Source organism: Deinococcus peraridilitoris DSM 19664, assembly GCF_000317835.1.
In the GTDB taxonomy this organism is placed as follows: Bacteria; Deinococcota; Deinococci; order Deinococcales; family Deinococcaceae; genus Deinococcus_A; species Deinococcus_A peraridilitoris.
The window spans coordinates 234,506-247,245 of record NC_019793.1 but is presented as its reverse complement, the minus strand read 5'-3'; the positions used below and the strand labels follow the sequence as shown (position 1 = coordinate 247,245).

General features: G+C 65.3%; 14 protein-coding genes and 1 riboswitch. Of the genes, 6 read left to right on the top strand and 8 right to left on the bottom strand.

Going from position 1 to position 12,740, the window contains the following annotated elements:
* Positions 1-9 precede the first annotated feature (9 nt).
* A complete protein-coding gene (locus tag DEIPE_RS01035; protein WP_015234125.1) occupies positions 10-192 on the bottom strand; it encodes a hypothetical protein in 183 nt (60 codons plus the stop codon).
* 142 nt (positions 193-334) lie between these two features.
* On the opposite strand from DEIPE_RS01035, the gene hpf reads away from it, so the two are divergent.
* The 6 genes from hpf to thiD all read left to right on the top strand — a co-directional run bounded on the left by hpf (position 335) and on the right by thiD (position 5,611).
* On the top strand, positions 335-910 hold the full coding sequence (gene hpf / locus DEIPE_RS01030; protein ID WP_015234124.1) for a ribosome hibernation-promoting factor, HPF/YfiA family: 576 nt from the start codon (positions 335-337) through the stop codon (positions 908-910).
* A gap of 149 nt (positions 911-1,059) precedes the next feature.
* Positions 1,060-1,168: riboswitch (TPP riboswitch) on the top strand.
* A gap of 132 nt (positions 1,169-1,300) precedes the next feature.
* Positions 1,301-3,136, top strand: a complete 1,836-nt coding sequence (gene thiC, locus DEIPE_RS01025) for a phosphomethylpyrimidine synthase ThiC (RefSeq protein ID WP_015234123.1) — start codon at positions 1,301-1,303, stop codon at positions 3,134-3,136.
* Positions 3,133-3,768, top strand: a complete 636-nt coding sequence (gene thiE, locus DEIPE_RS01020) for a thiamine phosphate synthase (protein ID WP_015234122.1) — start codon at positions 3,133-3,135, stop codon at positions 3,766-3,768. The genes thiC and thiE overlap by 4 nt, the downstream gene beginning before the upstream one ends.
* Positions 3,768-3,962, top strand: a complete 195-nt coding sequence (gene thiS / locus DEIPE_RS01015; protein ID WP_015234121.1) for a sulfur carrier protein ThiS — start codon at positions 3,768-3,770, stop codon at positions 3,960-3,962. Before thiE ends, thiS begins: the two co-directional genes overlap by 1 nt.
* A gap of 1 nt (position 3,963) precedes the next feature.
* Positions 3,964-4,773 (top strand): thiazole synthase, encoded by an 810-nt coding sequence (locus DEIPE_RS01010; protein WP_015234120.1) that lies wholly within the window; start codon positions 3,964-3,966, stop codon positions 4,771-4,773.
* 55 nt (positions 4,774-4,828) lie between these two features.
* Positions 4,829-5,611: a bifunctional hydroxymethylpyrimidine kinase/phosphomethylpyrimidine kinase gene (gene thiD / locus DEIPE_RS01005; RefSeq protein ID WP_015234119.1), complete on the top strand. Its 783-nt coding sequence runs from the start codon at positions 4,829-4,831 to the stop codon at positions 5,609-5,611.
* A 137-nt stretch (positions 5,612-5,748) separates the two neighbouring features.
* Here thiD and ribF read toward each other — a convergent pair whose 3' ends face one another.
* From ribF to murC, 7 genes are all read right to left on the bottom strand, one after another.
* Positions 5,749-6,639, bottom strand: coding sequence for a riboflavin biosynthesis protein RibF (gene ribF, locus DEIPE_RS01000; RefSeq protein WP_015234118.1), 891 nt, complete (start codon positions 6,637-6,639; stop codon positions 5,749-5,751).
* Positions 6,636-7,154 carry an NUDIX hydrolase gene (locus DEIPE_RS00995; RefSeq protein WP_015234117.1) on the bottom strand — a complete coding sequence of 173 codons (519 nt, stop codon included), beginning with the start codon at positions 7,152-7,154 and terminating at the stop codon, positions 6,636-6,638. Before DEIPE_RS00995 ends, ribF begins: the two co-directional genes overlap by 4 nt.
* 119 nt (positions 7,155-7,273) lie before the next feature.
* Positions 7,274-8,329: a cell division protein FtsZ gene (ftsZ, locus tag DEIPE_RS00990; protein WP_015234116.1), complete on the bottom strand. Its 1,056-nt coding sequence runs from the start codon at positions 8,327-8,329 to the stop codon at positions 7,274-7,276.
* Between the two features lie 176 nt (positions 8,330-8,505).
* Positions 8,506-9,843, bottom strand: a complete 1,338-nt coding sequence (gene ftsA, locus DEIPE_RS00985; RefSeq protein WP_015234115.1) for a cell division protein FtsA — start codon at positions 9,841-9,843, stop codon at positions 8,506-8,508.
* Positions 9,840-10,478 (bottom strand): cell division protein FtsQ/DivIB, encoded by a 639-nt coding sequence (locus DEIPE_RS00980; protein WP_015234114.1) that lies wholly within the window; start codon positions 10,476-10,478, stop codon positions 9,840-9,842. Before DEIPE_RS00980 ends, ftsA begins: the two co-directional genes overlap by 4 nt.
* Complete coding sequence (locus DEIPE_RS00975; RefSeq protein ID WP_015234113.1) at positions 10,469-11,338, bottom strand: UDP-N-acetylmuramate dehydrogenase; 870 nt, start codon at positions 11,336-11,338, stop codon at positions 10,469-10,471. Before DEIPE_RS00975 ends, DEIPE_RS00980 begins: the two co-directional genes overlap by 10 nt.
* Positions 11,335-12,729, bottom strand: a complete 1,395-nt coding sequence (gene murC / locus DEIPE_RS00970; RefSeq protein WP_052326752.1) for a UDP-N-acetylmuramate--L-alanine ligase — start codon at positions 12,727-12,729, stop codon at positions 11,335-11,337. The genes DEIPE_RS00975 and murC overlap by 4 nt, the downstream gene beginning before the upstream one ends.
* Positions 12,730-12,740 lie beyond the last annotated feature (11 nt).

The window sequence follows — 12,740 nt, the reverse complement described above, 5'->3', positions numbered from 1 at the left end:
TCCTGATTCTCAGCTCTGTACGTCAGATTCGTTCTGAATCTCGGTCAGGTTGCTTTCGGCGTCATCGACGCTCTCTTCAAGCACGCCGAAGGCTTCCTCGCCCGTGATCACGCCCTTGTCCTGCAGGACTTTCAGAAGCTTCTTGACGGCGTCATAGGCGGCTACCGCTCGCAGACTGCTGGGATCATCCATGCTTCTCACGGTAAATCCTTTGCCTGAGCGTCGGGCGCCAAAAGGCGCAGCAAAGCATGAATTGGTCAGGGGGCCATCATGCCTGATATACATGAGGTACCGGAGACCCCTGATCAGCCGGCCTCCGGTGGGAGGTGTCGCCTTGCAAATCTACAAGCTCATCGGCCGCGACGTTGACGTCACAGACGCACTGAAGGACTACCTCGACGAGAAACTCTCACGGCTTGAACGCTTCAGCGATCAGATTACCGATGCCAAGGTGGTTCTGCAGGTGCGTGATGTCCGCGATACCATGCGCCGCAACCGTGTGGAAGTGCAGCTGAACGTCCCCAACGGCCTCGTGCGCGCCGAGGAACACCACAGCGACATGTACGCCGCGATCGACAAGGTGTCCGACGTGCTGGAGCGCCAGCTGCGCAAAGTCAAAACGAAGTACCTCAAGCGCCGCCATGACAACAACGTCGAGGACACGGGCGGCATGGTTGCCGCGCCGCTGACCGACATCATTGCTGCCAGCGATGAAGACGATGACGCCGCGCCGGAAATCGTGCGCCAGAAGCGGGTGGATTTGCGGCCCATGTCGCCCGAGGACGCGGTGATGGAAATGGAAGCCCTGCACCACGACTTCTACGTGTTCATGAACGCTTCCACCGAGAGCTGCGCCGTGGTGTACCGTCGCCGTGACGGCAACTACGGTCTCATCGAACCCAACGCGTAAACGAACCTGTCCTGGAGGTGCGGGGTGCGGCCCCCGCACCTCAAATCTTGCGTCCCTGTGTTTCACCCGTGACGCGGTGTGGTCTGCACGATGATCGTGAGATTCCGCCGGCCTGCACTTGACGGGCCTTGTGCCGGATGTCACACTACGCCTGTCACTCGGGGTGCCTGACAAAGCGTCGGGCTGAGAGGGCCTTGGCCTAACCCGTTGAACCTGATCTGGGTCACACCAGCGGAGGGAGCGTGACGGGAATGGCGACTGACGTTGTTTCCCCCTCCTGGTTTTGGGAGGGGGAATTTTTTTGAACCGCTGACCGATCAATCCATGGATCTACCCAAGCAGCACGCCCCACCGGGCGTGACGGCCTCCTATTTCCCAAATGAGGTGTCTATGACCGATTTTCGTGTGACGACGGGCGCCCTGCCCGGCAGCCGCAAGCTCTACCTCACCCATCCAGACTATGGCGAGCTTCGCGTGCCAGTTCGCGCGATCTCGCAAAGCCCGACGATTCTGCACGCCGGCGGCCTCGCGCGCTCGGTGCCCAATCCCGACGTGCTGGTCTACGACTCCAGCGGCCCCTACACCGACGAACACGCCGACGTCGAGGTGAATGTGTCCGCCGGTCTGCCCGCCTGCCGCACGTGGCTCGCGAGCCAGCCCGACCTGGAGGAGCTGCCCCGCCCGACCTCAACTTTCAGCCGGGCTCAGCTGGATGACCCAGCGCAGGCCAAGCTGCAGTTTCCTGTGACTACCCTGCCGCGCCGCGCCCGCTCGGGGCATAAGGTCACACAGCTGCACTACGCCCGCCGGGGAATCATCACGCCCGAGATGGAGTTCGTGGCACTGCGCGAGAACCTGCGCCAGGAAGCGGCCTTCGACTTATCCCACCAGCACTTCGGCGACAGTCGGGGCGCGAGCATTCCGCGTGAAATTACGCCGGAGTTCGTGCGCTCCGAAATTGCCCGGGGGCGTGCCATCATTCCGGCCAACGTCAATCACCCGGAACTCGAGCCGATGATCATCGGGCGCAACTTCCTGGTCAAGATCAACGCCAACATCGGCAACAGCGCCGTGACCTCCTCGATCCTGCAAGAGGTCGAGAAGATGGTCTGGGCCATCCGCTGGGGCGCGGACACCGTGATGGACCTCTCGACGGGCCGGCACATCCACCAGACCCGCGAGTGGATCGTGCGGGGCAGCCCGGTCCCCATCGGCACGGTGCCGATCTATCAGGCGCTCGAGAAGGTCGGCGGCAAGGCCGAGGAGCTGAGCTGGGACATTTACCGTGACACCCTGATCGAACAGGCCGAGCAGGGCGTGGACTACTTCACCATTCATGCGGGCGTGCGGCTGGCACACATTCCGCTCACGGCGAGGCGCCGGACCGGCATCGTGTCGCGCGGCGGCTCGATTCTGGCCAAGTGGTGCCTGGCGCATCACCGGGAGAACTTCCTCTACACGCACTTCGAGGAGATCTGCGAGATCATGGCGGCCTACGACGTCAGCTTCAGCCTGGGAGACGGCCTGCGCCCTGGCAGCATCGAGGACGCCAACGACGCCGCGCAGTTCGCCGAACTGGACACCCTGGGCGAGCTCACCAGGGTTGCCTGGCAGCACGACGTGCAGACCATGATCGAAGGGCCCGGCCACGTGCCGATGCACCTGATCCAGGAAAACATGACCCGGCAACTGGCGGTGTGCGAGGAGGCACCCTTTTACACCCTGGGGCCGCTCACGACCGACATCGCGCCAGGCTACGACCACATCACCAGTGCCATCGGCGCGGCATTGATCGGCTGGTACGGCACGGCCATGCTGTGCTACGTCACCCCAAAGGAGCATCTGGGGTTGCCGAACCGCGACGATGTGCGCGAGGGCGTCATCACCTACAAGATCGCCGCGCACGCCGCCGACCTCGCCAAGGGCCACCCGGGGGCGCAGGCGCGCGACAACGCACTCAGCAAGGCCCGCTTCGAGTTTCGCTGGCAGGACCAGTTCAATCTGGCCCTCGATCCCGAGCGGGCGCGGGCCTTTCACGATGAAACGCTTCCCGCCGACGCGGCCAAGACCGCGCACTTCTGCTCGATGTGCGGTCCGCATTTTTGCAGCATGAAGCTCACGCAGGATCTGCAAAAGGACATCCTGCAGGGCATGCAGGACAAGGCCGCCGAGTTTCGCGCGCAGGGCGGCGAGCTGTACCGTGCGCCGGGCGAGGTCCTGGCGTGAGCCTCGGTCACCTGTACCTGGTCGCCACGCCCACCCCGGGCCAGGGCGAAGCGGACTTTCTCACGCGGGTCGAGGCGGCCCTGCAGGGTGGGGTGGACGTGTTGCAGTTGCGCTGCAAGGATTGGGAGGCGCTGCCGTACCTGCAGCTGGCCGAACGGATGGGGGAGCTGGCACGGCGTTACCATGTGCCGCTGTTCGTCAACGACCGTCCTGACGTGGCCTTTGCTGCGGGCGCCGACGGGGTTCACCTCGGTCAGAATGATCTTCCGCCCGTCTGGTCGCGCGCCGTCGCGCCGGGGCTGCTGATCGGGCGCAGCACCCACGCGCCGGGTCAGGCCGAGGCCGCGCTCACCGACCGGCCTGCGTACCTGGCGGTGGGCCCGGTTCACGCCACGCCGACCAAACCAGGGCGCAGCGCGGTGGGCCTTTCCTACGTGCGCTGGGCGGCGAAGCACCTGCCCCAGCCCTGGTACGCCATCGGTGGCATCGATCTCTCGAACGTCGAAGCGGTGCTGGCCGCAGGCGCCCGGCGCATCGCGGTGGTGCGCGCGATTCTTGATGCCCCCGATCCCGCGCGCGCCGCGCATGAATTCCGGCAGTGCCTACGCGCCCGGCAACCGGAGGCCTGCTGATGTGGGTCAACGGTCAGGAGCGTCCACACCGAGCCGGCCTCACCCTTCACACCTTGTTGCAGGAACTGAACGTGGCGCTGGACAAGGTGGCCGTCGCGCACAATGACGACTTCTACGCCGGATCGCGTGTTCCCGACGTGCCCCTGCAAAAAGGTGACGTCATAGAAGTCGTGCGCGTCACGGCGGGAGGTTGATATGCACCCTGAGATTGACGATCCCCTGATGATCGCCGGACAGGCCTTTTCATCGCGCCTGATGGTCGGAACCGGCAAGTACCGCGATTTCACGGTCATGCGTGAAGCCCTGGAGGCCAGCGAAGCGCAGATCGTGACGGTGGCAATTCGCCGCGTCGAGCTCGGCGCGCCCGGACACGACGGTTTGCTTGAACAGCTCGACCTTGACCGCTTTCAGCTGCTGCCCAACACCGCCGGCTGCCGCACGGCCGCCGAGGCCGTGCGGGTGGCCAAGCTGGCGCGGCTGCTCACCGGGGTGAGCTGGCTGAAACTGGAGGTCATTCCGGACGCCCGCTACCTGCTGCCCGATGGGGCCGAGACGTTGCGCGCCGCAGAAGCGCTGATAGGGGAGGGCTTTACCGTGCTGCCGTACATTCAGGCCGATCCGGTGCTGGCAAGACAGCTCGAGACGCTCGGCTGCGCCACGGTGATGCCGCTCGCGAGTCCCATCGGCTCGGGGCGTGGGCTGCAGACGACCGCGCAGATTCGCATCATGCTGGAGCACGCCCGCGTGCCGGTGGTGGTCGACGCGGGCCTCGGGGTGCCCAGCGAGGCGGGCGCCTGCCTGGAGATGGGCGCGGGTGCGGTGCTCGTCAATACTGCCATTGCCGAGGCCAGAGACCCAGTGCTGATGGCGCGCGCCTTTCGCGCCGGCGTCCAGGCCGGACGGGAGGCTTACCTGGCGGGAAGGATGCCCGTCCGTGAGGAGGCGAGCCCCAGCACGTCCCCGCTCGGCGTGGTGCGCCTGCCCGATCCCGAAGTGCCGCTGTGAACGCTCTTGCAGCGGTCGGGATCAGAAAAGGCAGCCTTGGCACCTGCGCGGCCGTATGAAGACGCGCCCCGTGGCCCTCACGGTTGCTGGATCCGATTCGGGCGCCGGGGCCGGAATTCAGGCCGATCTCAAGACCTTCGCGGCGCACGGGGTGTACGGCACGAGCGCCATTACGCTTGTCACCGCGCAGAATACCCTTGGGGTGCAGGCCGTACACCACCTGCCACCCGAGCTGGTGCGCGCGCAGCTCCGCTCGGTTCTGCACGACTTCCCGGTCGCGGTCGTCAAGACCGGCGCCCTGGGCAGTGCCGCTACCGTTCGAGTGGTCGCCGAGACCCTGCGGGCAACTGGCCTGCCGCTCGTGGTCGATCCCGTGCTGGTATCCACAAGCGGCTCGCGGCTGCTCGCGCAGGACGCGCTCACGGTGCTGCGTGAGGAACTGCTTCCCCTGGCCACCCTGGTCACGCCGAACCGGGCCGAAGCCGAGGTGCTGCTCGGCCTGCCCGAGGGCGCGCTCATGGAGGCGGCGGCCCTCCAGGCCCTGGCTTGGCGCGCCCTGCCGTTTCCGCTGCTCGTCACCGGCACTCACGCCTGCGGTGAGGTGGTGTCCGACCACCTGTATGCGCCCGATCACCGGGTGATCACGGCCCGCCAGCAGCACACCCGCCACACGCACGGCACGGGCTGCACCCTCGCGAGCGCGGTGGCCGCGAACCTCGCGCGGGGAACAGCGCTGCCCGAGGCGGTCCTGCACGCGCACGCCTATGTCCAGCGGGCGATGCGGGCGTCTCCCGGGCTCGGAGGTGGCCACGGGCCGCTGGGGCACGTTCCTGCCTGAGGCCCGGCTCGGGTCCGCGGGTCAGCGCAGGCGAGGGGGCGGACGGAACCTGATGGAGCGGCGAAGATTGTGGAGCTCGGTGCGCAGTTCGTACCACAGGGCCGTCAGCTGTGGGCTGGCAGGAGCGTCCGCCTTGCTCAGCGCACGAGCAACTCGCGCGCGCGGGCCTGGTCACGTGCCAGCTGCGCCTTGAGCTCGTCGAGCGACGCGAACTTCTGTTCCCCGCGCAGGGAATACTCGAATTTGACCTGTACCTCTTCCCCGTACAAATCCCCGTCGAAATCAAAGGCATGCACTTCGAGCCGGGTGTCGGTCCCATCGACCGTTGGGCGCATCCCGACGTTGGCCATGCCCGCGAGGCGCTGCCCGGAGACCCAGAGGGTCACGGCGAAGACACCGGAAGGCAGCAGCTTGCCATTGGGCACCTTCACGTTGGCGGTCGGAAAACCGATGGTGCGCCCCAGCTTGTCGCCGCTGACGACCACGCCGACCGCATCATAGGTGCGCCCCAGAAACTGGCCCGCCCCCTCCACGTCCCCCCGCAGCAACAACTCGCGAATACGGCTGCTCTTGATGTCCTTACCGGTCAGCTGAAACATCGGCAGTGCATCGAGTTCGGGCGTGACGGTGCGCAGATCGTCCAGCTTACCGGCGCGTCCCTTACCGAACCCGAAGTCCTCCCCGACCACGATGGCCCTGGGACGCAGCACGGCGATGTCGCCCAGAAACTCCTCTTTGGTGCGCGAGGCGAATTCCCGGGTGAACGAAACAGCGATCACCTCGTCAACTCCAAAGCGTTCGAGCAGCGCCAGTTTCTCGGGCAAGGTCGAAAGGTACAGGGCGCCCTGCGTCAGCACGCGTGTCGGTGGGTCAAAGGTATAGACCACACTGGGGACACGGTAAAACCTGGCCCGCTCGCGCAGGGTCTTGATCAGGGCCTGATGCCCGAGGTGAACGCCGTCGAACGAGCCGATGGCCACGACCGTATCGGTGTCGGGGCGCTGCTGTGGGCTCTGATAAGTCTTCATGCCCGGCGCTGCTCCTGGGATTGCTGCAAGTGCTGCACGGCGAACAGCGTCGCGGCGATGGTGGACGCCGACCCGAGCTCGCGCCCGTCCCGCAGGGCACTCAATACATCGTGCGGATCGTGCCACTCGATGGTCAGGTCTTCGTCCTCATCGGGAGTTCCCGGGGCGTCGCGCAGGTTCTCGGCCAGAAAAACGTAAAGCAGTTCGTCGCAGAAGCCCGGCGAGGAATAAAAGCGCGTGAGCAGGGTCATGTCCCCCTGCAGATTGGTCTCCTCGGAAAGCTCGCGGTTGGCGGCGTCTTCAGGCGTCTCGCCGTCGTCGATCAGCCCGGCCGGGACTTCCAGGGTATGCGCGCCTACGGCTCGGCGCAGCTGGCGTACACACAGCATTTTTCCGTTTCGCAAAGCGAGGATGGCGACGGCGTGGGCGTGACGCACGACCTCCCACTTGCCTTCCTGCACTTCCAGGGAAACGATCTTGCCCTGGTAGATGGTCTGCGTCTGGTCTTGGCTCAAGGCGGCCTCCGGGGTTATTGTGACGTTTCGCGCGGCGTTTGCAAAGCGCTTCGCGGCGCGAAACGTCACGGAAAAGGAGCGGGGGTTACCCGCTCCTGGGTTGAACAGCGATGCAGCGCTTACTCGCGGTCGCTGTAGCGCAAGAACGCCGGAATCTCGTAGTCGTGCTGATCGACCTTACCGCGCACCGGGCGCACGATGGTTTCCAGGCCGCTGCGTGCGGCGCTCGACAGGGTGGCCGGCGTTTCGTTGAAGCCGGTGGCGATGACGGTGACACGCACTTCGTCGCCTGCCGCTTCGTCGGGCGTGATGCCGAAGAGGATGTCGGGGTCCTCGAAGCCGGTCGCGTCGCGGATTTTCTCGACAATTTCGTTGGCGTCGTTCATCGAGAGGTCGTAGCCGCCCGTGACGTTCACCAGAATGCGGCGCGCGCCTTCGATCGAGCGTTCCAGCAGGGGAGAGTGAATGGCGCTCATGGCGGCTTCCTCGGCCAGCTTTTCGCCACGGCCCGCGCCGATGCCCATCAGGACGCTGCCCGAGTTGCCCAGCAGGTTGCGCACGTCGGCGAAGTCAAGGTTGATCATGCCGTCGACGTTGATGACGTCGCTGATGCCCTTGACGCCGTAATATAGCACCCGGTCGGCAATCAGAAAGGCCTCGCGGAAACTGACCTTCTTGTCGACGGCCGTCAGCAGCTTCTCGTTGTTCACGATAATCATGCCATCGACACGTTCGGCGAGTTTGGCAATGCCGTCCTCGGCCACGCGCATGCGTTTGGGGCCCTCGAACTTGAAGGGCCGCGTCACGATGGCAATCGTCAGCACCCCAGTTTCGCGCGCCACCTCGGCAACCACCGGCGCACTCCCCGTGCCAGTGCCGCCGCCCATGCCGGCGGTAATAAACAGCATGTCGGTCCCGTCAAGGTACTCCTTGATGCGCTCACGGTCCTCCAGGGCTGCCTTCTCGCCGACCTCGGGATCGGCGCCAGCACCGAGGCCGCGCGTGAGGCGGTCGCCCAGCTGGATACGAACCTCCGCGTGGCTCTTGGCGAGCACCTGCGCGTCCGTATTGCCGGCGATAAACTCCACGCCTTCCAGGCCCGACTCAATCATGCGGTTCACGGCGTTGTTGCCTGCCCCGCCCAACCCAATCACGCGAATTCTCGCCGCTTGCATCATTTCTCCTTTGATGCGGCGAGGCCCGGTGTGCTTCGCCGCGTGCAACTTTGACAAGTTTAACGCACGAATGGTCGAAATGATTGCATTTGACTGAAACGCAATGGGTTCAGCGCCCTGTCATGTCCGAACCACAAAGAAAAGGAGGCCTTGGGCCTCCGCTCTTCTCATTTTGGTTACAACCAGTCGCGGAACAGCTCCTTGACCCGATCGAACCAGGATTTTCCACCCTCGGTGGGCGGTTTGCGCGACGCGCCTTCGGCGGGCTTGCCCGCACCGACAGAAGCGGCTTCGCTGAGCCGTGGCTCGTCCACATAGGCAGGGAGCACTTCGGGAGTCACTTCCATCACCCGCTGTACCGGGTGGGCGCTGCCCTCAGACAGGCCGTAGAGCGCCAGTCCCACTGCCGTGGCGTGTGTTGGGCTCGACACGATGTCAGTCAGGCCCCCGATACCGCGCGCGCGTGCCAGGCGGACGGGCAAACGAAAACGGTCGCGAGCCAGCTCGGCCGTACCGCGCAGCAGGCTGCCACCGCCCGTGAGGACCACACTGCCCGCCACCAGCTCGACTGGGCCAAGTGCGCTGTCGATTTCATCGCGCACGAAGTTGAAGATTTCGGCGAGTCGCGGTTTGATGACGCGGGAAAGCTCGTAGGCACTGATGGCATGCACGCTGCCGTTGCCAGAGGTGATCTCGAGGCTCAGGTCGGTTTCGGCCATTTCCGGCAGGGCGGCGCCGTACTTGCGCTTCACTCGCTCAGCTTCTTCAAAGGGAATCTTGAGGATCTGCGCGAGGTCGGTCGTGACGTGATCACTGCCAAGGGGAATGCTGGCCGAGTGCGCGAGGTTGCCGCGCTTGAATACCCCGACGTCGGTCGTGCTGCCGCCAATGTCGATCAGCACGACCGTGGCATCCTGCTCATGAGGATCAAGGGTCGAGAGACCGGACGCGAGGGCCTGCAGCACAAAGCCGCGCACCTGCAGTCCCGCTTCGTTTACACAGCGGCGCAGATTGGCCAGTGGCCCCGAGGCACCCGAGACGATGTGAACGTCGACTTCCAGGCGGACCCCGTGCATACCGACCGGGTTTTTGATGCCTTCCTGTCCGTCGATGACGTACTCCTGCGGAAGGGCGTGAATCACCTCGTAGTTCGGGTCGAGCGGTACAGCGCGCGCGTTCTCAATGGCGCGCTCGACATCGGCTCGGCTGATTTCCTGCTGGCGTCGGATGGCCGCCAGACCGTGGCTCGTGAGGGCCTTGATGTGGCTTCCCGACACGCCAACGTGCGCTTCAGTTACTTTGACGCCCGCGACGCGCTCGGCGCTCAGCACGGACTGCCTGATCGCGTGGGTGGTGCGTTCCAGGTTCACCACGGCACCGCGTTTCATGCCTTCGCTCGGCACGGTGCCCTCGCCGATGATATCCACAGCGCCGTTCGCGCCGATTTCGCCAATCACAGTGGTGATCTTGGTGGTCCCGATGTCCAGACCCACGATAATCAAGTTGTCCTTCATTCCTGGACGCTCACCCCCCAAGGGTAAATGTTCACACGCTTGCTCGGGTTCATTGTGACACCGGCTGCGTACTTCTGCAAGGAAACCAGAGAGCCACTCCAGGCCGTGCCGCTCGCAGTTTTGATGGTAAGTCCGCTGGGCGTGTAGTCAACCGACTTGACATTGTACCGCGCAAGCAGCCGCGCTGCGGCAATGGCGTCGCTTGTACGCGCTGGTCCCCAGCCCGAAATGAGGGGACCGCGCGGCCGGGCACCGGGGAGCTCTACGCCGTCCCAATCGATCACGATCTCCTTTGCTCCTTGCTTGATGCGCGCAGAGGGCGTACGTTCCTCGATTTCGATGCGCACGGTGCCTGGAAAGATACGGATGAGTTTTGCCCGACGAATCCAGGGGCTTTGCTCCAGGGCGGCGGCTCGCCATCCTCCGTAGAAGGCCCATCCGAAGCCTTTGTGCACCCCAGCCAACTCCGCGACGCGGGCCGGCGAGAGTGCCTTGTTCCCCACCACCTGAATCGAGCGGATCGGCAGGCCATACCACAGGGCCGCGATCAGTGCAGCGAGCAGCGCCACGGCAATCGCGCTGACCCACGCGTTGCGGTGCAGGTGCCAGGACTGCCCGAGCGCCTTCAGGGCCAAAGCTCGTACTCCAGTTCCAGTGGCGTGTTCAGGGTGCGCCGCACGTGGTCCAGGATCGCCTGCACGTCCTCCGCGCGCGCGCCACCCAGATTCACGATAAAGTTGGCATGCTCGTGCGAAATCATGGCGTTGCCGACCCGGTAGCCTTTCAGTCCCGCGTCGTCGATGAGCTTGCCGGCACCGATCCCACCGGGATTCTTGAATGCGCAGCCGGGCGTGCGCATTTTCGGCTGACCTTTGCGGGCCATGTCTGCCTGGTCCATGACGTCCTGCACTGCCTGAGGAGTCGACGGCGCGAGCTTCAGGCGGACGCGGGTCACGATATGTCCGCGTGGAATGCCACTCTGACGGTACCCCCACTGCAGTTCTGCCGGGCTGACCACCCGCACGCCCTGTGGTGTGACGATTTCCAGGGTGTGTAGGCCGTCAAACATCTCCCCAAAGCGGGTTCCGGCGTTCATCCACACTGCGCCGCCCACCTGGGCCGGAATGCCGACGGTACCCTCCAGGTTGGACAGTCCGAGTTTTTGCAGTTTGCGCAGCAGGCCGGGCAGGGGCACGCCGCCGCCGACCCAGCCGGTGACATACTCTTCGCCGCTCAGAGCATGATCACGGGTGAGGTCGGTTTGCGCAAACTCACCTGACAGACGAATGACCCGCTCGGGAACGCCTTCGTCGGCCACCACCAGGTTGGAGCCGCCGCCCAGGACACGGTAAGGTGCGCGCATCGCCTCGGCCAGCTGCGCGTGGTTGTGCACTGTCCACACTTCGCTCGTGCCGCCCACGCCCAGGGTCGTGAAGCGCGCGAGCCGCAAGCGCTCCACCTTCAGGGCCGGCACTTCGGTCGAAAGCGCGGTCACGGATTTGCCTCGGCCGGGGCTTGGGTAAGCTGACGCGAGAGCATCCAGACATCGCCCGCGCCCATGGTCACGATCAGGTCGCCCGGCCGGGCGGTCTCGCGTAAATGGCGCACCACGTCCTCACGATCGGGGCAGTATCGCACTCCCGTGTGGCCGTCCTGCTGCATCTTTTGCGAGATCTGGGTGGCGTGGACGCCGGCAATCGGGGTTTCGCTGGCAGCGGCGATGTCGAGCAAAAGCACCTCGTCGGCGTTCATCAGGCTCTGGGCCAGCCGCGCCCAGGTCTGCTGGGTGCGCAGGTATCGGTGCGGCTGAAAAACCACCCGCACGCGTCGCCCCGTTTGCTGCGCGCCTTCGAGTGCGGCGGCGACTTTGGTGGGATTGTGGGCGTAGTCGTCGATGACGAGCGCGCCGTTGAGCTCTCCTATCTGCTGCCACCGCCGCCCCGCTCCCCGGAAGGCTGCCAGCGCCGCCGCGACGCGCGCGAAGTCCGCGCCGTACAGGTCAGCCACGGCCACTGCCGCGAGGCTGTTGAGAATGTTGTGCTCGCCGGGCAGCGGAAGAGTCACCTGGCCGAGGCGCGTGTCTCCTCGCAGAACCGAGAAGCGGGAGTTGCTGGGGGAGCGCTCGATGTCTACGGCCCGGTAGTCGCTGCCTTCGCGTGTTCCGTAGCTGAGTGTCTCCTCGCGGCCGGTGACCAGCTCGGCCAGACCTGGCCAATCTGCACAGTAGAGCACGCGCCGGGCGCTGGCGGCAAAACGCGCAAACGCCGCGTGCTGCTCCTCGACGCTGGCCCAGTAGGTGGCCCGCACGTCATCCGGAGTGCCGACGTGATCGTCCTCGGCGTTCGTGACGACGGCCGTGTCGCACGTCAGAAACTGGAAGTCCGGATCGGACTCGTCGACTTCGGCCACGAAGGGTCCCGTTCCGACGCGCGCGTTGCCGGCGAACTCCGGTACGATCCCTCCGACAAAAGCGGCAGGGTCGAGTCCGGCCCCGGCCAGGGTTACCGCGATCATGCTGGTGGTGGTGGTTTTGCCGTGCGTACCGACCACCCCGACCGATCCGGCGCCGTTTGCGAGTGAAGTCCGCATCAAATCGCCCAGCAGTTCCATGCGGCGCTGTACCCGCACGCCCGCAGCGCGTGCCGCCCGCAATTCCGGATCGTCGGAAGCGACGGCGTTCGAGGCCACCAGTATGTCCATGCCCGCCACGTGTGCGGCGTCGTGCCCGATCGCCACGGGAATGCCTTCGGCGTGAAGCTGCTCGGTCAATTCGGACGGTTGCGTGTCGCAACCGGTAACGTCAAAGCCCTGGGCTTTCAGCAGGCGTGCAAGGGCGCTGACGCCGATGCCTCCTATGCCCATCAAGTGATAGCGCGTCGTATGCATGACCACCCCGT

Excerpts from the sequence above, each read along its gene's own strand:
- DEIPE_RS01010 (WP_015234120.1), top strand. The coding sequence starts at position 3,964 with ATGCACCCTGAGATTGACGATCCCCTGATGATCGCCGGACAGGCCTTT.
- thiD (WP_015234119.1), top strand. The coding sequence starts at position 4,829 with ATGAAGACGCGCCCCGTGGCCCTCACGGTTGCTGGATCCGATTCGGGC.
- DEIPE_RS01035 (WP_015234125.1), bottom strand. The coding sequence starts at position 192 with ATGGATGATCCCAGCAGTCTGCGAGCGGTAGCCGCCTATGACGCCGTC.
- thiS (WP_015234121.1), top strand. The coding sequence starts at position 3,768 with ATGTGGGTCAACGGTCAGGAGCGTCCACACCGAGCCGGCCTCACCCTT.
- thiC (WP_015234123.1), top strand. The coding sequence starts at position 1,301 with ATGACCGATTTTCGTGTGACGACGGGCGCCCTGCCCGGCAGCCGCAAG.
- ribF (WP_015234118.1), bottom strand. The coding sequence starts at position 6,639 with ATGAAGACTTATCAGAGCCCACAGCAGCGCCCCGACACCGATACGGTC.
- murC (WP_052326752.1), bottom strand. The coding sequence starts at position 12,729 with ATGCATACGACGCGCTATCACTTGATGGGCATAGGAGGCATCGGCGTC.
- ftsA (WP_015234115.1), bottom strand. The coding sequence starts at position 9,843 with ATGAAGGACAACTTGATTATCGTGGGTCTGGACATCGGGACCACCAAG.
- ftsZ (WP_015234116.1), bottom strand. The coding sequence starts at position 8,329 with ATGCAAGCGGCGAGAATTCGCGTGATTGGGTTGGGCGGGGCAGGCAAC.